Annotated in this window: 26 protein-coding genes; 7 read left to right on the forward strand and 19 right to left on the reverse strand. The window is 37.5% G+C overall.

Annotation, left to right across the window (positions count from 1 at the left end; genetic code table 11):
* The first annotated feature begins 224 nt into the window (after positions 1 to 224).
* Positions 225 to 1,403 (forward strand): polymorphic toxin type 15 domain-containing protein, encoded by a 1,179-nt coding sequence (locus ACU5DF_RS04975; protein ID WP_446712025.1) that lies wholly within the window; start codon positions 225 to 227, stop codon positions 1,401 to 1,403.
* 1 nt (position 1,404) lies between these two features.
* Positions 1,405 to 2,076, forward strand: a complete 672-nt coding sequence (locus ACU5DF_RS04980; protein WP_446712026.1) for a GAD-like domain-containing protein — start codon at positions 1,405 to 1,407, stop codon at positions 2,074 to 2,076.
* Positions 2,077 to 2,211: 135 nt separating this feature from the next.
* Here the strand turns inward: ACU5DF_RS04980 and ACU5DF_RS04985 are convergent, their stop codons facing one another.
* The 14 genes from ACU5DF_RS04985 to ACU5DF_RS05050 form a co-directional block, all read right to left on the reverse strand.
* Positions 2,212 to 3,024: an EAL domain-containing protein gene (locus ACU5DF_RS04985; protein ID WP_446712027.1), complete on the reverse strand. Its 813-nt coding sequence runs from the start codon at positions 3,022 to 3,024 to the stop codon at positions 2,212 to 2,214.
* A gap of 315 nt (positions 3,025 to 3,339) precedes the next feature.
* A complete protein-coding gene (locus ACU5DF_RS04990) occupies positions 3,340 to 3,639 on the reverse strand; it encodes a hypothetical protein (protein WP_446712028.1) in 300 nt (99 codons plus the stop codon).
* Between the two features lie 11 nt (positions 3,640 to 3,650).
* A complete protein-coding gene (locus ACU5DF_RS04995) occupies positions 3,651 to 4,247 on the reverse strand; it encodes a hypothetical protein (RefSeq protein WP_446712029.1) in 597 nt (198 codons plus the stop codon).
* 64 nt (positions 4,248 to 4,311) lie between these two features.
* On the reverse strand, positions 4,312 to 4,848 hold the full coding sequence (locus ACU5DF_RS05000) for a hypothetical protein (protein ID WP_446712030.1): 537 nt from the start codon (positions 4,846 to 4,848) through the stop codon (positions 4,312 to 4,314).
* A gap of 11 nt (positions 4,849 to 4,859) precedes the next feature.
* Positions 4,860 to 5,465, reverse strand: coding sequence for a hypothetical protein (locus ACU5DF_RS05005; RefSeq protein WP_446712031.1), 606 nt, complete (start codon positions 5,463 to 5,465; stop codon positions 4,860 to 4,862).
* Between the two features lie 64 nt (positions 5,466 to 5,529).
* Positions 5,530 to 6,066 carry a hypothetical protein gene (locus ACU5DF_RS05010; RefSeq protein ID WP_446712032.1) on the reverse strand — a complete coding sequence of 179 codons (537 nt, stop codon included), beginning with the start codon at positions 6,064 to 6,066 and terminating at the stop codon, positions 5,530 to 5,532.
* Between the two features lie 11 nt (positions 6,067 to 6,077).
* On the reverse strand, positions 6,078 to 6,680 hold the full coding sequence (locus ACU5DF_RS05015) for a hypothetical protein (protein WP_446712033.1): 603 nt from the start codon (positions 6,678 to 6,680) through the stop codon (positions 6,078 to 6,080).
* A 64-nt stretch (positions 6,681 to 6,744) separates the two neighbouring features.
* On the reverse strand, positions 6,745 to 7,011 hold the full coding sequence (locus ACU5DF_RS05020) for a hypothetical protein (RefSeq protein WP_446712034.1): 267 nt from the start codon (positions 7,009 to 7,011) through the stop codon (positions 6,745 to 6,747).
* A complete protein-coding gene (locus tag ACU5DF_RS05025; RefSeq protein WP_446712035.1) occupies positions 6,968 to 7,282 on the reverse strand; it encodes a hypothetical protein in 315 nt (104 codons plus the stop codon). The genes ACU5DF_RS05020 and ACU5DF_RS05025 overlap by 44 nt, the downstream gene beginning before the upstream one ends.
* An 11-nt stretch (positions 7,283 to 7,293) precedes the next feature.
* Positions 7,294 to 7,899, reverse strand: coding sequence for a hypothetical protein (locus tag ACU5DF_RS05030; RefSeq protein ID WP_446712036.1), 606 nt, complete (start codon positions 7,897 to 7,899; stop codon positions 7,294 to 7,296).
* 64 nt (positions 7,900 to 7,963) lie between these two features.
* On the reverse strand, positions 7,964 to 8,500 hold the full coding sequence (locus ACU5DF_RS05035; protein ID WP_446712037.1) for a hypothetical protein: 537 nt from the start codon (positions 8,498 to 8,500) through the stop codon (positions 7,964 to 7,966).
* An 11-nt stretch (positions 8,501 to 8,511) separates the two neighbouring features.
* Positions 8,512 to 9,102 (reverse strand): hypothetical protein, encoded by a 591-nt coding sequence (locus ACU5DF_RS05040; RefSeq protein WP_446712038.1) that lies wholly within the window; start codon positions 9,100 to 9,102, stop codon positions 8,512 to 8,514.
* Between the two features lie 2 nt (positions 9,103 to 9,104).
* The gene (locus ACU5DF_RS05045; RefSeq protein WP_446712039.1) at positions 9,105 to 11,309 is read right to left on the reverse strand and encodes a PAAR-like domain-containing protein; all 2,205 of its coding nucleotides are present in this window, start codon (positions 11,307 to 11,309) and stop codon (positions 9,105 to 9,107) included.
* A gap of 249 nt (positions 11,310 to 11,558) precedes the next feature.
* Complete coding sequence (locus ACU5DF_RS05050; protein ID WP_446712040.1) at positions 11,559 to 12,425, reverse strand: MBL fold metallo-hydrolase; 867 nt, start codon at positions 12,423 to 12,425, stop codon at positions 11,559 to 11,561.
* 112 nt (positions 12,426 to 12,537) lie between these two features.
* On the opposite strand from ACU5DF_RS05050, the gene ACU5DF_RS05055 reads away from it, so the two are divergent.
* Together ACU5DF_RS05055 and ACU5DF_RS05060 are read left to right on the forward strand one after the other, a co-directional pair.
* Positions 12,538 to 13,431 (forward strand): LysR family transcriptional regulator, encoded by an 894-nt coding sequence (locus tag ACU5DF_RS05055; RefSeq protein ID WP_446712041.1) that lies wholly within the window; start codon positions 12,538 to 12,540, stop codon positions 13,429 to 13,431.
* A gap of 145 nt (positions 13,432 to 13,576) precedes the next feature.
* Complete coding sequence (locus ACU5DF_RS05060; protein WP_045103423.1) at positions 13,577 to 14,038, forward strand: chemotaxis protein CheX; 462 nt, start codon at positions 13,577 to 13,579, stop codon at positions 14,036 to 14,038.
* 255 nt (positions 14,039 to 14,293) lie between these two features.
* On the opposite strand, the gene ACU5DF_RS05065 is transcribed toward ACU5DF_RS05060, so the two are convergent.
* The gene (locus tag ACU5DF_RS05065) at positions 14,294 to 15,823 is read right to left on the reverse strand and encodes a peptide MFS transporter (protein ID WP_446712042.1); all 1,530 of its coding nucleotides are present in this window, start codon (positions 15,821 to 15,823) and stop codon (positions 14,294 to 14,296) included.
* 765 nt (positions 15,824 to 16,588) lie between these two features.
* On the opposite strand from ACU5DF_RS05065, the gene mepA reads away from it, so the two are divergent.
* Positions 16,589 to 17,395 carry a penicillin-insensitive murein endopeptidase gene (mepA, locus tag ACU5DF_RS05070; protein WP_446712043.1) on the forward strand — a complete coding sequence of 269 codons (807 nt, stop codon included), beginning with the start codon at positions 16,589 to 16,591 and terminating at the stop codon, positions 17,393 to 17,395.
* A gap of 58 nt (positions 17,396 to 17,453) precedes the next feature.
* Here the strand turns inward: mepA and ACU5DF_RS05075 are convergent, their stop codons facing one another.
* Together ACU5DF_RS05075 and ACU5DF_RS05080 are read right to left on the reverse strand one after the other, a co-directional pair.
* Positions 17,454 to 17,639 carry a hypothetical protein gene (locus ACU5DF_RS05075; RefSeq protein ID WP_446712044.1) on the reverse strand — a complete coding sequence of 62 codons (186 nt, stop codon included), beginning with the start codon at positions 17,637 to 17,639 and terminating at the stop codon, positions 17,454 to 17,456.
* Positions 17,640 to 17,893: 254 nt separating this feature from the next.
* Positions 17,894 to 18,892: an NADP-dependent oxidoreductase gene (locus tag ACU5DF_RS05080; RefSeq protein WP_446712045.1), complete on the reverse strand. Its 999-nt coding sequence runs from the start codon at positions 18,890 to 18,892 to the stop codon at positions 17,894 to 17,896.
* Between the two features lie 121 nt (positions 18,893 to 19,013).
* Between ACU5DF_RS05080 and ACU5DF_RS05085 the strand changes: the two genes are divergently transcribed.
* Positions 19,014 to 19,937, forward strand: coding sequence for a LysR family transcriptional regulator (locus ACU5DF_RS05085; RefSeq protein ID WP_446712046.1), 924 nt, complete (start codon positions 19,014 to 19,016; stop codon positions 19,935 to 19,937).
* 21 nt (positions 19,938 to 19,958) lie between these two features.
* Here the strand turns inward: ACU5DF_RS05085 and ACU5DF_RS05090 are convergent, their stop codons facing one another.
* Positions 19,959 to 21,764 (reverse strand): thrombospondin type 3 repeat-containing protein, encoded by a 1,806-nt coding sequence (locus ACU5DF_RS05090; protein WP_446712047.1) that lies wholly within the window; start codon positions 21,762 to 21,764, stop codon positions 19,959 to 19,961.
* 68 nt (positions 21,765 to 21,832) lie between these two features.
* Positions 21,833 to 22,087, reverse strand: a complete 255-nt coding sequence (locus ACU5DF_RS05095) for a hypothetical protein (RefSeq protein ID WP_446712048.1) — start codon at positions 22,085 to 22,087, stop codon at positions 21,833 to 21,835.
* A gap of 481 nt (positions 22,088 to 22,568) precedes the next feature.
* Between ACU5DF_RS05095 and ACU5DF_RS05100 the strand changes: the two genes are divergently transcribed.
* Positions 22,569 to 25,406 (forward strand): M66 family metalloprotease, encoded by a 2,838-nt coding sequence (locus ACU5DF_RS05100; protein ID WP_446712049.1) that lies wholly within the window; start codon positions 22,569 to 22,571, stop codon positions 25,404 to 25,406.
* Positions 25,407 to 25,806: the final 400 nt, after the last annotated feature.

Consider the following 25,806-nt stretch of genomic DNA (forward strand, 5'->3'; position numbering starts at 1 on the left):
TTGAACCAATAAAGCCTACTCACTCTCACACCCTACACTTATTGTCTTTTTACTTGATCCTACAATTGATTCATTTTTATTAAAAAATAAAATCAGGCTTAAATAGAACATTTGGAACTGAAATCAACTATTTTCTTATTTAGGTATTATCACTAGTCTTTCAGTTAATTTGATTTTTAAAACTTTGATACGATTTATTCACGTTAAATTACGAATGAAATATAATGATTCATTATCAAATTAAAACATTATTTCAAGTAACATATGAGGATATTCCTAAGGTTGTTCACCCTTATTTATTAAGCGCTTATTATCAACAAACTAGACTGATGAGTCGTTTAGATGATTATGACATTTTACTTATAGATCAACTACCGTTTCACGATGGCATTCTAGATCCTTCAGGTAATATTAAATATGATGTGGATTTTACATTACGTGGTCATTTTAATAATCTCATTAAGCAACACCAATTAGGAGACAATAAAGTACGGCAAGTAGGCGGGGCTTATCGTCCAGTAGTAGAATCACCTAAGCCAGAGAAAATAGAAAAAGAATTATCAGAATATGAGAAACACGGAGTAAAAAGGGAAACGATTAATGCAACATCACCCACGATAGAGGAAATGCTCACTAATCCTGAGTTAGATGGTATTAGTTCTGTAAATATCGATCCTGTCTCAATCGCGGTGGAAACCGTTGTTGATTTAATTGATGGAGTTAAAGAGTTTGTTTCTAATCCGTCTTTGGGCGGGATGGCTGTAACTGCTATTCCTGGTAAATATGCGGACAAAATTTTAGATGAATTGCCTTTAAAAAAGTTAGACAAGGCAATGGCAAAAACACTACATACCATGAAGCGGTTTAAAGTACCTTGTTTTAAACCCGGTAAGACAATTAAAGGGAAATTCAAAGGAAGAGAGCGAGAGCTTGAAAGTCATTTTGCGAGACAGCTTAAAAGTCAAGAATCAGGTTTAAATGACTTAACTGTGGGTGAATACTTAGAAAATCGCAATCGCTATAAAGTGATGAAACGGAAAGGAACAGGATTAGCACAAGAGGAGTTTAGAAAAGATTTCTCTAATGATTTGAAAGAGTCATTGAAAAATAATTATAACAAAAAAATGTTGCCAAAAGAGGCTAAAACTAAAGCAGAGCAACGTACTCTTAATATAATGGATAATTTAGCAGCCTTGCATGATCCTGATATGATTGCTGGCGGTGGAGATAAAGTCAATCGTATGGGAAATAAGAGTGTGAACTCGTCGCTTGGCTCTCAATGGAGAAGAGAATCACGTTTAGCAAAAATGGATGCACAAGCTCAAAAAGCTCTAGAAACTGTTGGGTCGGATACGAAAATGAATGTGACATTAGAACGTTGTCCAGTACGAGGTAATAAATAAAATGATTGATGAATACTTTGATTTTTTCTTATCGGAATTTGGCAAACCAACCGATAAAATTAACGCGACTGTTCAACAAGTAGAAACCTATCGAGACGTATTACCTAACCAGTTACTTGAGTATTGGCAAGTAGTAGGTTTTTCTGGGTTTATGGATGGTTTGTTTTGGATAACAAATCCTGCGGATTTTGATGATGTACTAGATACATTTTTAGTCGGTACTGGTTTTGAAAAATACGATAACTATCATGTTATTGCACGTAGTGTATACGGTGAACTATATCTGTGGGGAGAAAGGACGGGATACTCCTTAGTAATAAAACCATCTTTTAATTGGATTAAGACAAAAAAATGCCACGCTTTAGATATAGAAAAAGGTCGTGCTGATTTAGTAATGCAACGATTTTTTGCGGTGCTTGAACCTAGTTCTGTAGATATGGAATTAAAATCAAAACCATTATTTCCTTCAGTTTTAAAAAAATACGGCTCAATAGATAAAGATGAAGTAATGGTATTTAACCCATATTTATTCATGGGAGGAAAAAAATCTGTAGATAACATGAGTAAAGAGAATCTTCATATCTTTTTACAAGTTATGGCGGAATTGGGTGGTGCTGAAATTATAGATATGGCCTCTATGGTAGGTAATGTTACTAAGCACTATGAAAAGTAAATCAACGTTACATTTTTAAATAAGATTAAAGCAAGAAAGCAACGATTAGGATATAACGCCGCTCACTTAAAAGTGAATGGCATTCTTATCTCTGGCACGACGACTCAAAAAAAGATAATGATGTGATTTATACTTTTAACCAACCTGTACGAACTCATTATTTATATCTACAAAAGATAATGGAATTCTATATTGAAAATCTTTTGTATATATTTCCGGTTTATGAATAACAAACCCTTGATAGAGATCTACTCCCATAGAAATAAGTTGATTAATATGTTTATGATTTTCTAACCCTTCAACGACTACTTTAACTCCATCTTTCTTAAATAGCGTTATTACATTTCTAAGTATTTCTATTGTAGATGGTGACTTAAATGATTCTAGATAAAACTCTCGGCTTATTTTAACAATTTTAGGATTTACTTCTTTATATCTTTCTATATTAGAGTTTTCCTCACCAAAATCATCTAAAGCAATAGCTACATTAATACTTTTAATAAATGAAATTCCTGCATTAAAATTAGGGTATTGTGATGATTCACTCTCAAGTATCTCTGCAATTAAAGATTCAGAACCAATTTCGGCCTCATTCATTAACTGACATACCATTGCCTGTACTTTTAAATTCCCTCCAAGACTATCAAAAAATGATGGTGTAATATTAACAAATAATTTTATGTTACTATTTGTTTTAATCAGTTTTTTAAAATTGAAAAGATGTAATTTATTTATAAGATAAAAAGCTTCAAGTGAATATGGATTACTAATTTCATCAATAAATACAGGTGGTGAGATATATTCTTTGGTGATGTCATCATAAACTCGGATTAAAGCTTCATATCCATAAATATCACCGTCTTTGCAGTAAATACCTTGAAATGCTGTTTTTATAGTATAGTTACTATAATACATGATAAATGAACCATCTTTATACTCTACTCTCATGTTAACTCCGGTTTAAATCCATCCTTGTTTTTAATGTTAGATACAGCAACCACTTCCCAAAATCACTACTTTAATTTTAAAATATAACTCACTCCTAGTGAATAAATACCATTCATGATTATTATCAAATAATAAAGGTATGTAACATTTAATTTAAGCCCATATTTCATGTTGGCTCTATGTTACAAAATAATTCACTAAAAGAAATTTATTATATATCAACACCATTGATAGATTCAATCAAATAAACTGAACAATACTTGCTATTTATTCAAACAAAATCGTAATATTAGTTTCCACTTTGTAAATGAATAGCTAATAAAAATAGGCATAAGAAATACCATCAATGATGTCAGTTTCCCTTTTTGTACCGATATCAATTTGAACTTCATCATCTAACTCAGGGCGGTACCTATTTTTAACTCTTTCGACTCCAATAGGCTCCATTGCCGATAGCATATCAGCAAATTTTTCAGCTAAAAATAAACGAGGGCACTGGGTAAAATCAACCACTAAATCTGGCTGTAACTCAAGCATACGCTCTACGTTGGCTTGAATAAGACGATTCGTCTGTTGATAATATTGACTGCGGTGAAATACTTGATAATTATTCATGTCATTGCTCATTATATTGTCATCCCAAAACCATTAGTCCACTCCATTACTGGAACTAAATGTAACCCACTGGCATTTAAGGCAATTAAAGGCTCTGCCACCGAGCGATGAACAATGTAAGTGCCACGCATTCCTGGCACTTGAAACATCAATCGCTTTTCTAAAGGAATAACCGACATTTTATCGGGATCTAGCCTGATGGTTTTTGCATTCACTTCATCATCTTCATCATATTCACTGGTGTAATAACTCCCCTGTTCAAAATCATATACATTAAGAGTGCTCTCTAATACACCGACCCAATAAAAATGCTCTGTATCGTCTGCATGAGTATAAATAGCAGGCTGTAATTGAAAGCGATAAAGATCAAAAAACTCCAATACCTGTTTGACCCGTTTAGAAAGCAGTGGGGCGCAACCCATCTCCATCGCTTCAATCAATGGAATATTATCTTTAGGCTCCCCTGATGATTCAACCAAAACCACCATTTTCATGGAAAGTGGCTCTCGATAAATAAAGTAATGGTCTTTGCTACACGCACAATAAGGAGAAGGCACTTTACGGCTGCCGCATTTTAAAATGTAATAATCATTGTTGTAATCGTTCATGGTTATCTATTCTTCAAAAAAGAAGACCACAACACCAGAGTGAGCATTATGGCCTTTGGTTTGATCAATCGCCCCAGCGAACCCAAATATCTTGCATCTTCGCATTCAGTAATTTATCGACCACACTATCGTGCATGAACAAATAAGAAGGGTCTTGATCTAATTTAAATAAAAGACGCGCTTGTAATGGGATCGCCTCTAACTTTACCTTATCCAGCACTTGCTTTTTTATCGCCCCAATGGAGGGGACGGTGCAATGCCATTCGGTTGTTGATGGGTCGATAACATCATAGCGATTGAAAATATAAAAATAGGCATAAGAAATACCATCAATGATTTCCATTTTTCTATGTGTACCGATATCAATTTGAACTTCATCATCTAACTCAGGGCGGTACCTATTTTTAACTCTTTCGACTCCAATAGGCTCCATTGCCGATAGCATATCAGCAAATTTTTCAGCTAAAAATAAACGGGGGCACTGGGTAAAATCAACCACTAAATCTGGCTGTAACTCAAGCATACGCTCTACGTTGGCTTGAATAAGACGATTCGTCTGTTGATAATATTGACTGCGGTGAAATACTTGATAATTATTCATGTCATTGCTCATTATATTGTCATCCCAAAACAATCATCCCATTCCATTACTGGAACTAAATGTAACCCACTGGCATTTAAGGCGATTAAAGGCTCTGCCACCGAGCGATGAACAATGTAAGTGCCACGCATTCCTGGCACTTCAAACATCAATCGCTTTTCTAAGGGAATAACCGACATTTTATCGGGATCTAGCCTGATGGTTTCAGCATTCACTTTCACTTCATCATTGAAATCATTTTTACCTATGCGATTAACACGCCCCTGTTCAAAGTCATACACATTAAGAGTGTTCTCTAATACACCTACCCAATAAAAATGCTCTGTATCGTCGGCATGAGTATAAATAGCAGGCTGTAATTGAAAGCGATAAAGATCAAAAAACTCCAATACCTGTTTGACCCGTTTAGAAAGCAGTGGATCACCATCCATCTCCATCGCTTCAATCAATGGAATATTATCTTTAGGCTCCCCTGATGATTCAGCCAAAACCACCATTTTCATGGAAAGTGGCTCTCGATAAATAAAGTAATGGTCTTTGCTACACGCACAATAAGGAGAAGGCACTTTACGGCTGCCGCATTTTAAAATGTAATAATCATTGTTGTAATCGTTCATGGTTATCTATTCTTCAAAAAAGAAGACCACAACACCAGAGTGAGCATTATGGCCTTTGGTTTGATCAATCGCCCCAGCGAACCCAAATATCTTGCATCTTCGCATTCAGTAATTTATCGACCACACTATCGTGCATGAACAAATAAGAAGGATCTTGATCTAATTTAAATAAAAGACGCGCTTGTAATGGAATGGCCTCTAACTTTACCTTATCCAGCACTGGCTTTTTTATCGCCCCAATGGAGGGGACGGTGCAATGCCATTCGGTTGTTGATGGGTCGATAACATCATAGCGATTGAAAATATAAAAATAGGCATAAGAAATACCATCAATGATTTCCATTTTTCTATGTGTACCAATATCAATTTGAACTTCATCATCTAACTCAGGGCGGTACCTATTTTTAACTCTTTCGACTCCAATAGGCTCCATTGCCGATAGCATATCAGCAAATTTTTCAGCTAAAAATAAACGGGGGCACTGGGTAAAATCAACCACTAAATCTGGCTGTAATTCAAGCATACGCTCTACGTTGGCTTGAATAAGACGATTCGTCTGTTGATAATATTGACTGCGGTGAAATACTTGATAATTATTCATGTCATTGCTCATTATATTGTCATCCCAAAACAATCATCCCACTCCATTACTGGAACTAAATGTAACCCACTGGCATTTAAGGCAATTAAAGGCTCTGCCACCGAGCGATGAACAATGTAAGTGCCACGCATCCCTGGCACTTGAAACATCAATCGCTTTTCTAAGGGAATAACCGACATTTTATCGGGATCTAGCCTGATGGTTTCAGCATCCACTTCTTCATCTTCATCTTCATCTTCATCTATAAAATTAACACGCCCCTGTTCAAAGTCATACACATTAAGAGTGTTCTCTAATACACCTACCCAATAAAAATGCTCTGTATCGTCGGCATGAGTATAAATAGCAGGCTGTAATTGAAAGCGATAAAGATCAAAAAACTCCAATACCTGTTTGACCCGTTTAGAAAGCAGTGGATCACCATCCATCTCCATCGCTTCAATCAATGGAATATTATCTTTAGGCTCCCCTGATGATTCAGCCAAAACCACCATTTTCATGGAAAGTGGCTCTCGATAAATAAAGTAATGGCTTTTGCTGCACGCACAATAAGGAGAAGGCACTTTACGGCTGCCACATTTTAAAATGTAATAATCATTGTTGTAATCGTTCATGGTTATCTATTCTTCAAAAAAGAAGACCACAACACCAGAGTGAGCATTATGGCCTTTGGTTTGATCAATCGCCCCAGCGAACCCAAATATCTTGCATCTTCGCATTCAGTAATTTATCAACCACACTATCGTGCATGAACAAATAAGAAGGATCTTGATCTAATTTAAATAAAAGACGCGCTTGTAATGGAATGGCCTCTAACTTTACCTTATCCAGCACTGGCTTTTTTATCGCCCCAATGAAGGGGACGGTGCAATGCCATTCGGTTTCTGATGGGTCGATAACATCATAGCGATTGAAAACATGAAAGTGAACGTAACCAATAACCATCAATGATGTCAGTTTCCCTTTTTGTACCAATATCAATCTGAGCTTCCAAATCTAAATGAGGGCGATCCCTATTTTTAATTCTTTCGACTCCAATAGGCTCCATTGCCGATAGCATATCAGCAAATTTTTCAGCTAAAAATAAACGGGGGCACTGGGTAAAATCAACCACTAAATCTGGCTGTAACTCAAGCATACGCTCTACGTTGGCTTGAATAAGACGATTCGTCTGTTGATAATATTGACTGCGGTGAAATACTTGATAATTATTCATGTCATTGCTCATTATATTGTCATCCCAAAACAATCATCCCATTCCATTACTGGAACTAAATGTAACCCACTGGCATTTAAGGCGATTAAAGGCTCTGCCACCGAGCGATGAACAATGTAAGTGCCACGCATTCCTGGCACTTCAAACATCAATCGTTTTTCTAAAGGAATAACTGACATTTTATCGGGATCTAGCCTGATGCTTTCAGCATCCACTTTATCATATCCATATGTATCATATCCATATATGCAATTAACACGCCCCTGCTCAAAGTCATACACATTAAGAGCATTATCTAATACACCGACCCAATAAAAATGCTCTGTATCGTCGGCATGAGTATAAATAGCAGGCTGTAATTGAAAGCAATAAAGATCAAAAAACTCCAATACCTGTTTGACCCGTTTAGAAAGCAGTGGATCACCATCCATCTCCATCGCTTCAATCAATGGAATATTATCTTCAAGCTCCCCTGATGATTCAGCCTGAACGGCCATTTTTAAAGACAGAGGGTTTTGGAAAATAAAGTAATGGTCTTTGCAACACGCACAATAAGGAGAAGGTACTTTACTGCTTCCGCATTTTAAAATGTAATAATCATTGTTGTAATCGTTCATGGTTATCTATTCTTCAAAAAAGAAGACCGCAACACCAGAGTGAGCATTATGGCCTTTGGTTTGATCAATCGCCCCAGCGAACCCAAATATCTTGCATCTTCGCATTCAGTAATTTATCAACCACACTATCGTGCATGAACAAATAAGAAGGATCTTGATCTAATTTAAATAAAAGACGCGCTTGTAATGGAATGGCCTCTAACTTTACCTTATCCAGCACTGGCTTTTTTATCGCCCCAATGGAGGGGACGGTGCAATGCCATTCGGTTGCTGATGGGTCGATAACATCATAACGATTGAAAATATAAAAATAGGCATAAGAAATACCATCAATGATTTCCATTTTTCTATGTGTACCGATATCAATTTGAACTTCATCATCTAACTCAGGGCGGTACCTATTTTTAACTCTTTCGACTCCAATAGGCTCCATTGCCGATAGCATATCAGCAAATTTTTCAGCTAAAAATAAACGGGGGCACTGGGTAAAATCAACCACTAAATCTGGCTGTAACTCAAGCATACGCTCTACGTTGGCTTGAATAAGACGATTCGTCTGTTGATAATATTGACTGCGGTGAAATACTTGATAATTATTCATGTCATTGCTCATTATATTGTCATCCCAAAACAATCATCCCACTCCATTACTGGAACTAAATGTAACCCACTGGCATTTAAGGTGATTAAAGGCTCTGCCACCGAGCGATGAACAATGTAAGTGCCACGCATTCCTGGCACTTCAAACATCAATCGCTTTTCTAAGGGAATAACCGACATTTTATCGGGATCTAGCCTGATGGTTTCAGCATCCACGTCATCATCTTCATCTATGTGATTAACACGCCCCTGTTCAAAATCATACACATTAAGAACATTATCTAACACACCGACCCAATAAAAATGCTCTGTATCGTCAGCATGAGTATAAATAGCAGGCTGTAATTGAAAGCGATAAAGATCAAAAAACTCCAATACCTGTTTGACCCGTTTAGAAAGCAGTGGATCACCATCCATCTCCATCGCTTCAATCAATAGAATATTATCTTTAGGCTCCCCTGATGATTCAGCCAAAACCACCATTTTCATGGAAAGTGGTTCTTGATAAATAAAGTAATGGCTTTTGCTGCACGCACAATAAGGAGAAGGCACTTTACGGCTGCCACATTTTAAAATGTAATAATCATTGTTGTAATCGTTCATGGTTATTGTCCAATTTTTAAATCATAATTTACAATCTGTTTCTGGGTTAATGTATTAATTAATATATGACTTGTAAAACAAGGAGTTGTCACTACTCCTTGTTTTATAATATTTATACTACCTTGGCAACCTTGGTAAGGATCCGATGTAGGGTCAAAATTAAAGCTGTCCGAACCGATCCGCCATTTAAAATTACGAATTTTCTTAAAAACTATAAAACTTGATTCATTAAATAAATGTATCAATGTGTGATTTGTAATTTCACTACAACTACTGTCCTTTTTATGCTTCTTTATTTTGTCTTTGAGAGTCTTATGCGCAGTGAATAGACATTCATTAGTGTAACTAAAATCACCAATATCATGCTGACCAGCGTGTTTTGGCTTTTCTAAAAAACATGCGGCATGACGACTAGATGGTAAAACAACGCTATTTTTAGGATGGTTAATATCATAATTACAATACCCACCAAGCCGTCTAAGTAAAATTTTTGTTCTAGTTTTCTCCCTACCATCAGTTAATCGTTTAATCTTAAATGCATTTATAGGTAAAAGGTGGTGAGCTTGTATGTTTCCATATGTCCCTGTTATGCCTGTATGATGCCAAGGATGATCCTCTATTGACCAATTATTTCTTTTTTCTAACTGATCCCATTGTGAGCGTCCAGCTCGACCAAACTCTGCTTTTTTCATTGAACCAACATTAGCACCTTCGCACTCATTCTTCTTTTTTCCTTTTTTTCGATGACATAATATACATTTATCTTTTTTCTTTACTGTTTTCTTACGGGTTTTTATGACCTCCGATTGTGTGCCTCCTTGCGCTGTCCCTGAAGTTATATTGAATGCACTGCTCGAAGTCATTAAAGGTGCTTCTGGTAGAATCATCTCAACTAGATCATCAAAATCACTTAATACCCTAGATATCGGGCCATCCGCTTTCTTAAAAAGCTCATCCAATTGCTCCAAACACGCCTTATATGCATCTGCAACTACGAAATAGCCTTTTAATCTACTTTGTTGTTCAAGCTCTTTCATTAACATAGTTGCGCGCTGTATTATCTTATCAAGTTGGCTATATATATCCGTCTTAAGGGCTAAGATATCCAACTTTCGCATCCATTTTACAACATCTCCTTTGGCATTATTACGAAGAAAAGCGGCTATTGAATCTAAACTTGCGACTTTACCAAGTAACTTTAGCTCCTTAAATAATCCTTTAAACAAACTACCCGTCGTTGGGAGAAATCCTACAATAGTAATGACTAAATCAATGTACTTATCGTTTTCATCACGGATATCATCTGCATTATAAAAGGCATATAGGTTAGCACTTAGATCACGACCATCTGCTGCCTGATCAATATAAGGAAAAGCCGTAATTACAGAGTCAAAAGCTATTTGTCCAGCGGTTCTATCTTGATTAAAATCACCCATAATTGCCCCCCAACTCCATTTTGAGTAATCACTTGGCCTCTCCATTTCATCCCAATAAAAGATTAGCCCTTTTACTGCAAAGGCAAGTAACTCAAATGCTCCGGGTGATTCTAGATAGTGTGGGTTCGGTTTAGGTTCATTGGATGGCATGATATCTCGTTGGTCTTCTCCTAAAAATAAATTAAGAGACCCAGGAGGAAGCTTACTTACTTCAGCTTTGCCGAATTTATCGAGCTTTCCTATATGTTCTTCACCATGGCTATCAATAAGCTTGTAGTCTGCCATGTACACTGGAGAGCCATCTGGGTATCGATACTCGATATCAACAGTGTATGTTCCTTCTTCATCAGGTGTAATGGTTATCGATTTCTCTTGAAGCCCTCCCAAACATAAAGTATTGCCGTTATTCATTGTCATTTGATCTGATAAACGACACACGCCTTTGCCTTCAATTTTAACTGTTGGTGAAGCTGAGATAAATTTTGCTTCAGCTTCTATTGTTCCAGAAGCAATGCCTTTTTTATCACCACCGCTATCTCCCGTACTTTTAGAAAATCGACATCCTTTAATTGCGATGCTATTTCCACCGTCAGCAAATACCGTTGTAGTACCATCAACTAAATCAGAAGACTTTGCACTGTTTCCATAAGGAATTGGAACAACCGCATTACCTACGGTTGTTAGACATACATCAGGTAAAGTCGCACTAGCTTCGCCACCAGAATCTTTGTGTACAATACTGAGTCCATTAGCACAAATCGTGATAGCCATTACATTTCCTTTATTACACTTCGATACCTAAATAATATCACGCAAGTAAGGTTGCTTTCTCACTATATGGCTAGTGAAAATGACTGATTTGATAGTGTTTTTATAGTGAGGACTGTTTATATATGATAAATCGTCGCATAACAGAAAATCGTTAAATGACGGTAGTATTAAAATACAAATATTTGCAGTGCCTTTTGACCACTGCAAACTTAAATTTATTGCTTAATATAAATAGCTAGGGTGCTACTTTTACCATGATACCTCACCCATATGCACCTTAGCACCAAGACTTAAAGTTGTTGATACTGTTGGAGATGGGTAATGAACCATCATTTTATCAATAAGTTGCTTACTGTTTTTACTTGACGATTTTGCTTGCTTAAAGGCATCTAGATATTCTTCGGTATAGTTGATTGCACTTAAATCTGTCTTCGAATTCGCTTTCATATGACCCGGAATAACAAGTACAGGGCTGAGTTCTTTCATCTCACTTAGTTGCACTGACCAAGCATCTAACTGTTCCTGCGTTTGTGAATCAGCCATCCAAACAGGCATATCATTGTAAATACCTACATTACCAACAATCGCTTTTTCTGATGGTATCCAAAGATATGGACGGTGACCCAATACACCTGTCGTGCCTTTAATTTCAACTTTATGCCCTTCAATAACAAAAGATGATTTAGAATAGGCCTGTGGAAGAATAGGAGACGTTGGGGCATTATCTCCCATTTTAGGAGCCCAAAATGTCATTTTTCTTGCCATTTTTTTCTCAATGGTTTCACGCACTTTTGGAGTGGCAAACACGTTAACTTCAGGGAAGAGTTGTTTAAGTGTTTCTGCACCAAAATAGTAATCAGGATCCGCTTGACTGATAAAAATTGTCGTTAATGTCTTCCCTGAATCTAATACATTTGCTGCAATTTTCAGGGCGTCTGATTTGGTAAACCCCGCGTCGATGACTACGGCTTCTTGCTCTCCATAAATTAGAGTCGAATTCACATTAAAACTATCAGAAGGTGCATTATATATTTTAAAAGTAAGTGGATTTTCATTAGAGGCAAATGCTGAAGTTGCTGCCATCATAGATAAAGTAAGTAACGCCAATTTTTTCATAATTAATTCCTTATTTCTGTATTTAGTAGAGACAAGAAAGAGTGTAGTTAGTTAAACTGTTCAAATATATAACCAATAATGAACATCATTATTTCAAATATCGAGCAAATGAATGGATAAAGTAACCGCAGCTAAAGTATTTATTGATGTCGCTCACTCTGAAAGTTTTACGGCAACAGCAGAACGTCTTGAGATGTCTCGTTCTATGGTGACTCGTTATGTTGAAGCAATGGAGGCTTGGCTTAATACCCGCCTATTACATAGAACAACCCGAAAAGTGTCACTAACCACTATCGGGGTGCAGTACTTAGCAGAAATACAGCAATGGGTAGAAACAGCTGATAACATCGTTAACCAAATACAACCTTTAGGTGAAATTCGCGGCAGTATTCGCCTCGCGGTAAGTATGTCTTTTGGGCATTCTCAGTTAATGGCAGCACTTACTGAGTTTATGGCTGTTCATTCCAAAGTTAGTATTGATGTCGATATACAAGATGTCGCGACTGATTTAATTAAAAATCGTATTGATCTCGCCATTCGAATTGCTTCTTCACCTGATCCTACTCTTATAGGGAAACCCATTGCAAAATGCCACTCAGTATTAGTCGCAAGTGAACATTATCTCACGACTAATTCTCAAATTCAGACACCAGAAGATCTATTAAATCATTCCTGCTTAGGGTATAAAAATTTTGAGCGTCATATTTGGCATCTAAGACAAGAAAAAGAGTATCACTCTGTTGAGATAAAGTGTCGTTTAACAGCAAATGAAGCAACAGCTTTAATGGAGGCAGCAGTGCATGGTGCTGGCATTACAATGCAGCCCACTTATTTAGTTCATTCTCTAATTCAAAACGGAACATTAAAACAAGTACTTCCGAGCTGGACACCTCAATCCATGGATATTTTTGTTTTATACCCCTCCCGAAGGCATCTCTCCCCTGCTGTAAGGGCTCTAATCGATTTTTTGGCTGATTATTTTGAAAATAAAATTTGGAATGAATAGGATTTATTTATTAAATATCAAAATTATAAGATTAATTTGAAAACCTTTCTCCTTTAAGTACTAATCATTTACAAAGTAGTTAGAGTACTGGATGTTAAAAAATGGTAAACTTTAAACCCTAATTCATAATAATGAAAATATAATAATGAAAGCTGAATTTATAAACCCTTTTCTAAGTGCATTGATTAATGTCTTAAGCACAATGTCAAGTATTCAATTAACACCTCAGAAGCCGATGTTAAAAAAAGGAGGCTTTGCAAAAGGTGATGTCTCTGGTCTTATCGGTATGACGACCCCTGACTTAAAAGGCTCATTGTCTGTTACTTTCGAGAAAAAATTAGCACTCATGACAATGAAGAAAATGGTTGGCGAGGTTCACCACGAAATTGATGTTGATGTAATTGATATGGTAGGTGAAATCACCAACATGGTTGCAGGTGGAGCAAAGCGAACTTTAAGCGAACAAGGTTTTGAGTTTGATATGGCAACACCTATGGTTGTTTCTGGTGAAAATCATACGATTAGCCATCAATCTAAAGATAAAATCGTTTTGATCCCTTTAAGCTCTGAGTATGGGATGGTATTTATTGAAGTTTCTTTTGAATAGAAAATTCAATTTGTGATACTAAAAAAGCAGCCTAATAAACCATTAGTGCTGCTTTTTTGTATTACTTATAACATTAATTAGCTTCTCTTATACCATTGCCATTAATTAAATGGTCTATTTATTACGCAGGAAAACCACTTAAGAGCAAGGCAAAAATTCTGATAAGTCGTTATTCTACTTAAATAATTTTTAACGAAGCTATTATGTGATTTAACCAGTAATAATGACTAGAGAATTACTGGAATTGGTATTAAACTAATTTTGAGCTTTTGGCTCCATAGGTACTTCATCTTTTGCTTGTAAGACTTCTTCTGCCTCTAACTCTTCTCCACGAGCAATTAATCTTTGAATTACTTTAGATAACCCTAAGGTCAATACCGCCATAAATGCAGCTACTTGCGCTAGCATATAAAAATAACTGGTATATACCGTCTCCACCACTTCTGGCGTAAATACGATATCTTTCGGTAAAGCGATTTTTGTTGCTATTACCGCCGCTAAAATACCACTTAATGAGATAGCGACAGCGCGTAAACCAATTGAAAATGCAGCAAGATAACGTGGTACCATTTCAAAAATAAACCCAGCGCCTAGTGCGCCAACAATCAGCTCTGCACCTGATTGGAAAAAGTGAACAAATAGAATCCAATCCGCTGAGATTTTTCCGTTTTCTCCCATCGTCCCAGCAGAGAACCCCAACAAACTAAACGCAATAGTAGTTAGCATAAATGCCCCTGCAATTTTAGTTGGAATAGTTGGTGAGTAACCTTTACGATCTAACCATGCGTAAAGTTGGATCATTGGCCCACCAAGCACAAAACACCATAGCGGGTTGAACGCCATATTTGATTCAGGGTGAATAGGAATAAAGCCAAGTAAGGTATCGTCCATTAAGTTAATTGCGTACATGTTCATTGACGTGAACATTTGACCATAGAAAAAATAGAACACAATTAAGATACAAACGGTGATCAACACTGCTACCATTTTGTATTGGAATGCACGCGTTGCTTTTGTGATTTCATAAATGAAGTAACCAATAGCACCAAAACCTAATGCATAAAGAATGTATTTACCCGTATCAAGGTTTGAGAAAATCCAAAATATTAAGCCAAGCATTGCCGCTGAGCCGGCAAAGAATGATACCCAAGTTTTTACTGATAATGGTGCTTTATCTAAATCATTACCCACACTTGCCAACTCTTTACGATACTTATAAAAGAGAATCAAGGTGAGCGCCATTAATAATGCAGATAAAAAGAAAACACCTTGGTATGCTAGATAAGTGATTAAAAAAGGAAAAAGGTATTTAGCAGAAAAAGAACCAAGATTATTAATTGAATAGTTAACCGTAAGACCTTGTTGGAAAGCTTCGCGGTTAGTTTCAGAGTATGAATTACCAAACAACACAGTTGGGCATGTCGCAGACAAACCACGAGCAAAACCAATCAATGCAATAGCCAAAATACTCATCGGCACATTAAGCTGACTTGCGCCAATACCTAACAATAAAAAACCGACTAGATAGGTCGCATAACCAATATATACAGCACGGAACGCACCGATAAATTTATCCGCTAAAAAGCCACCCACCGCTGAAAATACAGGACCTACGGCACCAAAAGCCCCCATCATCATAATCGTATCAGCTTCGCTATAATTAAGATCATTAAGGAAAAACTTAGTTAAAAGTACAAAGGCACCATAGAAGGCTGCGCCCCATAAAAATTGTCTAAGAATGAGAATTTTAGCTATCGTGGGAAATCGTGCATTACTGTCTTGCATACTACTACTCCAGAATCATAATGACATTATTACACCTACTTTTTGCAAGTGTATTTTGTGCATTTATATCATCTGGTTATGTCACTATTTGATACATAAGTCTCAAACCTAACAGTCAAGGGTTCCTCTATTTATATAATGAGACCCGACTCTTAATTTAATTTATTTTCAACTGATATTTATGTTATTTAAATTGTGATATAACTACCATTTAAACAAATAATAGACTTATAATTCAAATTAATATTATTCCTTAGTGATTTATTTCTTTGATTTATTCTTGTAATAAAAACCTTGGCATACAAAAACCAAGATCCCAAAACTACATACTATGTACTTGTTAAGAATAAAGAAGCCTTCTGGGCTTGGGTTTAATAGTAACAATAAACAAAATGGTGCTAAAAAGAACGAACGTTGTGACTTTTCTTTATTATTTAAATTCCACCAAAAAAGCTTCATCTTTTTCTTCTCTTAATCAATCATAATTATTATATCGGCCTGAAAACACGAACTTACCTGAATTTAATCCCTCAGAATGAGAAACAGATGCCATATTAAGTATGTAATCTTAAATTTATTTATAAAATCAGGATTTCGTACTTAACAAATCCGTATATTTACCGTTATTATTTATAGGGGCAAGTATTACCATATACTCATTTTTCCGTTATTATCATTGCTGTTTATCACAAGAATACAAAGGATGATTTCATGCTTTTGTATCACAAAAACACTAGTTAAATATTATAATAGCGAGTCTTATTAATGCGTTATCATCTCATTGCTTTATATCTTAGCTGTTCTAGTTTAGCGGTTAATGCTACTCCTTGGGAATCAATGCAAGTTCCAACGGAACAATCAATTGAATCTATTGGTAGTTATGCCAATGGCTGCCTTGAAGGTGCAGATGCATTACCTTTAACGGGAATTGGCTATCAGGTGGTTAGAAGTGAACGAAAGCGTTATTTTGCACACTCTGAGACCATTAATTTTATTCAAGATCTTGCTCGTATCTCTAAAAAAGATTTTAACAAACAACTCTTAATTGCTGATGTATCTTTGCCAAAAGGGGGACGTTTCTCTCACGGTCACTCAAGTCATCAAACAGGCCTAGATGTTGATATTTGGTTACGACTATTAGACCAACCACTAACAGAGTCAGAACTTAAACAGCCCTACTCTATTAGCCTTGTTGATAAACCTACTGATTCAATCCGCAATGAATTTTGGCAGTCTGAACACTTTGATTTAATTAAAGCCGCAGCGCAAGATGAAAGAGTGGCACGCATTTTTGTGAACTCTATTATCAAAGAAAAATTGTGTGGACAAGAGACAAACGATAGCCAATGGCTGCGTAAAGTTCGTCCTTGGTGGGGGCACAGTTCGCATATGCATGTGCGCCTTAATTGCCCACAAGATGACAAAAATTGCATTAACCAAGCAGAGCCACCAGAAGGAGATGGTTGTGGTCATGAGGCAAAGAGTTGGCGATTAAATCCAACACCACAGAAAAAAAGAGCATCCGCTCCCATTATGCCAAAGCAATGTTCTGAGATGCTAAATGCCCTTTAAATTAGCCAGTAACTATAAAACCATTGTTACTGAGTATTCAATTTATGCTCGTATAATTTTACTCTACGGGCATCAATTCAATAAAGTCCTGAGTTAAAGACTGTCTAAAGAAATCCGGCATCGAATCCATAGAAAATACCGCGGCATCTTCTAAAATGGTGGTAGAACCACTAAGTGTCCAGTAAGAGCTTCCTTTATGCGTGTTCACTTTGACTTTAAAATACGTTGGAATTGTCGTAACCATTTTTCTATTCCTAAAATAACATACCAGTTCATGCTACCACTTCCATTTTATGAAACCAGCATTTACCCTATGAATTACAAGGTTTTTTCCATTTGTAATGGTGGTGTAAAAATGGTCACATTAAGTTGTTGCACTATTGTCTTTTAGTTGTATTAGATCTCATTTGTTCTTTTATTAGTTATATTTACGCAGTTATAAAAAATCCGAGAGCATAAATACTCTCGGATTTTTTATTCAAGAAAGATAAGTTGAGATTACAACTTAACTAGCAACTTGCCTTTGTTTTCGCCTGTGAAGAACATATTAAGGCCAGACATCGCACTTTCTAATCCATCCAATTGGTGAGTTCGGTACTTCACTTTACCTTGCATCACATACGGCGTTAACTTGGCTAATAATGCAGGCACATCTCCGAAATGATCTGGCATTGCGAAACCTTGGATCATTACACGCTTCTTAATTAAGTTAATCCAATTCGGGCCTAATGCCGGTTCTACGGCAGTGTAATCGGCAATCATGCCACACACAACAATGCGTCCGTGCGTGTTCATGCGATTAAAGATAAGGTGTTGAATTGGACCGCCCGTATTTTCAAAAAATACATCGACCCCATCTGGAGTTAGCTCGACCAATTTCGCTTCTAAATCGTCAGTTTTGTAATTGATAGCGCCATCAAAACCCAGCTCATTGACTATCCAATCGGCTTTTTCATCACTGCCGACAACACCAATCACTCGTAAACCATCGGCTTTTGCTAGTTGCCCAACAATAGAGCCAACTGACCCCGCAGCGCCAGTAACAACCAGTGTTTCACCTGCTTTTGGTTTACCAATATTAAACAAACCTTGAGTTGCGGTTAAACCCGGAAGTGCGAATACAGCCAATGCCATTTCTGCACTTACGCCAGCTTGAACTTTATTGATGCCTTGGCCATTAGTGACGAGATATTCTGTCCAACCCATCATGCCCATCACTGAGTCACCAACGGTAAAATCAGGATGGTTCGATTCCACCACTTCACCAAAACCACTTGAGCGCATTACTTGGCCCAATTCCACACGTGGAATGTAGCTATTGGTATCTGGGCTCATCCAACCAATCATCGCAGGATCAAGTGACATATAGGTTTGCTTGATAAGAATTTGTCCCGGACCTGCGGTTGGAATGTCTTTTTTAACCGCTGTAAATAGCTGTGGACCGATTGGGTTTTCATCAGGACGTTGGCTTAATTGGATTTCAGTGTATTGGCTCATGATCTTTCCTTTTTATTGTTAATCATTGTTTGTGGAAGTGATTACAGTATTACTTCTATTTTATACAAGATATAGAGGGTAATATGGGAAACTCTATTGTTAAAAAGGCAATAATAAAATTATGGATCAATTACGAGCGTTAAAATATTTTACAGCAACGGTAGAGGCTGGAAACTTCTCAGCGGCAGCAAAAAAGTTTGATGTACCTGCTTCTTCTATCTCTCGTCGCATTGCCGATCTTGAAGCCTCACTCGGCGCACAATTACTAAAACGAACCACTAGAACGGTTTCGTTAACTGAGGTTGGTTTACAATATTACTCTCAAGTAACGTCGCTTATTCAACAATTAGAGCAGTGTGATAAAGCAGTCAAAGATTATCAAACCACACCAACAGGCACGCTAAAAATTAGCTCGATGGTTGGTTTTGGGGAACGTATTCTTGCGCCAATTTTGGATGAATTTTCACTTCATTACCCAGATATTGTATTGGATGTAGAACTTAACGATCAAATATCAAAGCTTGATAGAGATGATGTGGATATCGCTATTCGTGGTGGCTTTGCGCCTGATGAGCGAGTCGTTGCGATTCATCTAATGGATAATCAGTTTATTCCTGCCGCCTCACCTGCTTATCTTGAACAATACGGGCACCCTAAAAGCACAAAAGACTTACCCAACCATAAGGGGTTATTCTTTAAAACGCCCCACGGCCCAACCCCTTGGCTCAGTGAAATTAATGGAGAATGGCAAGATGTATCAGCCCCGAGTTTGCTCACTACCAATAATGGTCAATGGTTAGCAGATAAAGCCGTTCAAGGTAATGGCATAATAATGATGCCACGATGGGTTTTACAACCGTATTTTGAACGTGATGAACTCGTTGAATTGCATTTTGATGAGCCTTTAAATATTACTCAAAACCAAACTCTCGGTGTGTATATGTTGTATCAAAAATTGGCTTATGCGACACCAAAAGTGAAGGCTGCGGTGGATTTTATTGTGGCGAGGATTAAAGGAAAGGGTGATCCAAAGATCACCCTTTAATAGAATTTTAAATATACTGACTTATTTTCCTTTCTTTTTATGTCCACAGCTAGATTCGCCAGCTTCAGTAACTACAGCATCGTGTTCAATATCACTCATTAAACCTGCTGCAACAAAATCGTTTGCGGCATGAGCTACACATCGAACATAGGCACCATGGTTTTTCCAATTGTTATCGCATTCACACAATTGAACAATCGCACAACCATTAGCATCCGCTACTTCACCAAAAGGTGTATCTGGGCAAATGTCATCACCACCAATAAGGCTATCGCCATCAGGATCGTCATCACAAAGATTACCATATCCATCTTGGTCTAAATCTGATTGATCTGGATTACCTGGGCCTCCCCCTTCTCCAAGGGTCATTGGACAATTATCAAGGCTATCAATTAATCCATCATTATCATCATCAGGATCACACACATCACCTATACCATCGCCATCAATATCAGATTGGTTAGAGTTTGAATCAACAGGACAATTATCGTAACTTTCACAAATACCGTCACCATCAGCATCATTCTCAGGATCTATAGGACACACATCACAAACACTACCGATACCATCACTATCTTCATCAATTTGAGCAGGATTAAAGATTGCAGGGCAATTATCAAATTCAGTGATCCAGAAATCATTATCAAGGTCTTCACCTACAATACATAAATTACCAACGCCATTACCATCGCTATCTGCTTGATCTGAATTAGCAACACTTGGGCAGTTATCACTACTTTCACAAATACCATCGCCATCTGCATCATTTTCTATATCAATAGGACAGACATCACAAGCATCACCGATACCATCATTATCCCCATCAATTTGATTAGGGTTAACAATTACTGGGCAATTATCAATATTATCAACTATACCGTCATTATCTGTATCAGGGAGAGCTGCCGCAAGTGACTCAATAGTCACGCTACCGTGATCAATACCAAAACCCATTAATGCAACAGGGTTTGAACCACCATTGTATGAGCCACCACCACCAGCAACTCGTCCTCCATCACCACCTGAATAACCGCCGCCGCCGCCGCCGCCCCAGCAACCGTTACCATCACCACCACTACCAAAACCACCGTAACCATAACCTCCACAGTCATAAATTGGTTGCCCACCTTCAGCCCCATTTATAAACGCAGAGCCACCTACGCCACCCCATGAAGAGCCGCTGCCATCACCTTGGCCATCGCTATTGAAACCACCACCACCAGAGCCCCAACTTAAAGATGACACGATACCACCTTCTCCAATGCCTCCGGCTTTAGCGCCACAACTACTCGTACTAGCCCCTCCACTACCGAACCCAGCAGCTTCTGAGATACGTCCATCACAGCCATTTTGGGAAACGGCAGCACGAGTACCACCACCACCACCAGCAACGACTAAAGGAGTTATAGATGCATTATCAACAATAAAACTCCCACCACCACCACCGCCATTACCTTGGTTAGAGCTATCACCTAGCCCTGCAACCCCTTTTTGGCCTACAACAATTTGTAAAACTTGTCCTCCAACCAACTCAAACTCGCCACTCACTTTTGCCCCTTTACCACCAACGAGGCCAACATTAGGGTTTGCCCCTTGAGCACCAACACCATCAATACGATAAGTACCAGAAATAGGGACTGTCCAATATTGAATACCTCCTAGAATAGTAACTTGACCATTAAGATTAGAGGTACTATAAGCGCCATCACAAAGTACCTGGGTAGGGCCTATCGGGCCTGTCGCTCCGCATGTGTTAAATTGATATGTTTCTCCTGCTTGGGCTCCAAATGTACAAGCCATAAGCACAGCTAAAATATTTATCTTCATTAGAATTTCCTCAAATAAAGAAAAGCCTGTGTTAAACCCACTAGGTTATTCTTTTATTTAAATAATTATCAATCGAGATTAAGTAGTGGGTTAATATTTTCCAAAATAGAAATAACGTCCTCTAACGTAGCTCCTTGATTACATTCAACCATCAGTTTATTGAAATAAACTCCAGCCTCTTCGATATTAGTTTGACTAACATCCACTGGCGGTGAATCAAAGATCACTTGAATTTCATTAACTTTATCGTCACATGCCTGATCAGCAAAGGCGAAGAAAGAAAAGCAATATAAAGTACAATATATCAATAACTTAACATTCATAAACAATATGCCTCTTTCATAAATTTAATTTAATCTCATAAGTGAGATTAGCCAATAACAATTCCATTTATATATGTCTTTATTTACATTGTCTGTTCAAGATTAGACTACTAATAAATCTATCACTATCTTAAATTTAAGACATTTGTCACTAAAATTTTAAGATTATGTTTTTAATAACAATAATTATTATCATCTATATTTGCATTTTTTAAATTATAGAAATCCTTGCAAAGTTGTATCTATTACACCAAATGAGGGAGCCGCCGCTGATTTTATTATGGAGAATCTTAAAGGATAAAAGAGAGATATTGCTTCCTATATTTTTTATATTCACTCTACATTATGGAATAAGTATCTGATTTTAAAATTAATTAAATATCTTATTTTTAACTTTGATTTATAAGGTTCGCGAATAATAAGAGGCGACCAAACCACTCTTACTTATTAACCTACAATAATCAAAAAAAGCGAGAGTTCTATGAAAAAGACAATTTTAGGTATGCTTATTGGCGCTACATTAGCGACTAACGTTTATGCGGCCAACTACCCACTGAACGACGCTAACGTTCACATTATGAATAAGATGGCCGAATTAGCTGTACTTGCTAGCGATCCCGCAAATGTCTCTCAAGTAGGAGAACAAAAATACCTTGAATACAAAGGCAAGAAACTAAGAATAAACTTTGATGGCAATGTAATGTTTGGCCTAATGGACTTCGAGTCAGAGTTTGAAACCGTATTCGATTTTCTTCCGACTAAATGGGAAAAATATTGGTACGACGGCGGTTTTGATATTTACCCAGAAACCTTTGATGTTGCAGAGAAATGTATCTTCAGTCTTTATGCTGCTGCAAGAGGTTCTAAAGACAACGAAGGCAATTACATTTGGGAACGCGATATGTCAACCGAGATCGACACTTCAGAATGTGCCTCTGTTATTGAAAAACCAGCGATGTTCTTCAACACCAATCAATTAGAAAATGCATTAGTTGGCGATCTTTCTGGTGGTGTATTATTTGCTCAGGCACATATCATTCCAGCAAAAGCGACTGAACAAGAAAAACGCATGCACCTCGTTGCTCAACGTGCAACAAAAGTTATGTTTAAGCCAACAGAAGCCTTTGCTTCATACGCAGAAGTTGCTCTAACAGCAATGGATAGTAATGGTAAAACATTAGGTACGTTAGAGATGAAACGTCCTGATGCGTTGGCTCAAAATGTAATGGCGATCCCTGAAATCACCGATCCTAATATTGATTTTAGCTACAATGACGCTACTGCATTCAATGTGCGTGAAGTATCAAGTGAAGCCATTTCTGCGGCACTAGCTGATCACAATGTAGTAAAACTAAGTACATGGAATGGTCATTGGATCCGAGACATTGTACTTGAGCAAAATAACCCTAAATTAGATGGCAAAACCTTCGTATTTACTTCAAGCGCAGGTTATAACTCAAACGTAAGTTACTATCCTGAACGTTCTAAAACAATTGTTAGCGGCACAACTACCGTGTTTAAAAACGTTAATGGAGCATGGGTACTAGAAGACGATTTGATTTTTAATGAAATCGGCTATGCGGATGGTTTTTGGTCTGCTGAGCTACCAAAAGAGTGGCTTAATACAGGTCTTCAATTGTCATTTGAAAACCAAGGTAAAAAAGGCACATTAGCTCAAATTAAAGTAGGCGCTCCAACTGAGCTACTGCTTCATACCATTGATGTAGGTATGCTTGTTGAGCCTCGTGGTGCTTTCCATTTCCAAGCCGACAAAACGGCACAGCGCGAATATTTCGAAACCGCCCCAATCAGCAAAATGGTAGTAAGTGAATATGAACCGGTACACTTTACTGAAGTAATGCTACCAGATGGTACTTTATTAACGGATATTGACCCAAGTGACGGTGGTTGGCACTCAGGCACGATGCGCCAACGTATTGGTAAAGAGTTAATCTCTATTGGTATCAACAACGCAAACTACGGTATTAACTCAAGCGTAGGTGTTGGTGAAAGCGAAAATCCTTATGTAGCAGGTCAATTAACTGCTCATAACACTCGTGGTAACTACAACAATGGCGTACAAACTCACGGTGGCTCTGGTGGCGCAGGGATGGTGACACTTGATAGCTCTATCGGTAATGAGTTTAGTCATGAAGTGGGTCATAATTACGGTTTAGGCCACTACCCTGGTGGATTTGAAGGGTCTATTCATAAACCAGCCAACATGACTAATTCTACATGGGGTTGGGATTCTTCACGTGATGTATTTATTCCAAACTTTTCACCATCAAACAATGGTGGTCAAAGCTGTCTTGATGGTCAATGTGTTGAACCATTTAAGGGCATGTTCAGCTTTGGTTCTGATTCTATGGCGGGTGGCTGGGCAATGTATGGCGCACAACGATTTACGCTGTACACGCCGTATTCAATGCACTTTATCCAGAAGAATTTAGAAAGCAAAATTGTATTTGATGAAACCTCATCAACCGGCTTTAAAAAGTGGGATGAAGCAACAGAGAGCATGGTTGAGTACACACATTCAATCGATGATTTAGAAACAACATCAGTTAACCCATGGGACGCTAATGCAAGCCATATCGCTACGCTATTAACTGATTTCGATAAAGTAGACCTTTCAACTTGGAATGGTCATTGGGCACGAGACATGTCTGTTCCTGCTGCATCAGCAATAAACAAAGGTAAAGTATTCACCTTTAACTCTGATGCTGGTTACAACTCTAATCTTGAAATAAATGGTGAACATATTACCGTTAACTACGGTAGTCGTTTAACGTTTGTATCTGATGGTCAAACATGGATTCAAGATGGCGAATATAAGCAAAACAGAGTGATCCGCCCAACGTCATTTGGTATTCCTGTTACAACATTAGTGGGTTACTACGATCCTCAAGGAAAACTGGATAGCTATATCTTCCCTGCACTACACGGCTCTTATGGTTATGTTTATCCTGATGATTCAGCAAACTTAACAGTAAGTGAATGTGCATTAGAAGTCAGCATGAAAAATGGCGATGTTCAGAAGTTTGCACTGAAGAATAACCGTCGTAACGCGGATAATATGAACAAGTTCCATGTAAACGTGGCACGTTCTGAAAATCCAACATCAGCCTCTGTTATCTGTGATGGAAAAGTACTGAATTCAACGGTAATTAGCAGTCCAAAACTTGAACCTGTATATACAGTACAAGGGGGCAATGAAGCAGTACGTTCAGTATCAATGCCAACAAATAACACGCCAAGAGTTCTAGCTGAACGCTATGAGCCTCAAAACTGTGATAACGCTGATCACAACCATTAATTAATATTCTAAAGACGTCATTAACGGCGTCTTATTAGAGATTAAAATCAAAAGGGTTAAGTGCTTTCTTTATATTAAGCATCTTCTTATTGAAAGCACCTTAACCCTTTTTAATGAACATATTGAGCTGTAATGGCTAACTAATTCAGGTCATACATTCAACACGCTTCTGCCAATACCTTGCTCTCTGCAAGCAAGCGTTTTCCCTCTTCATCAAACAGACTCAAGTACTTCTTTGCGACAATGGTTAAGTAAAAAATAATCTTATAGCTTCATATGATTGTCATCAAATACTGAGAACATTAGATAACTTCGCATTATGTGGATAAGACTCTACCAATAGAACAAAAAATAGTAGTCAAAAATTTAAATTTATGGTGACAAACAAGACCAGGGCAAG

The sequence above is a fragment of the Aliivibrio wodanis genome, assembly GCF_052920805.1.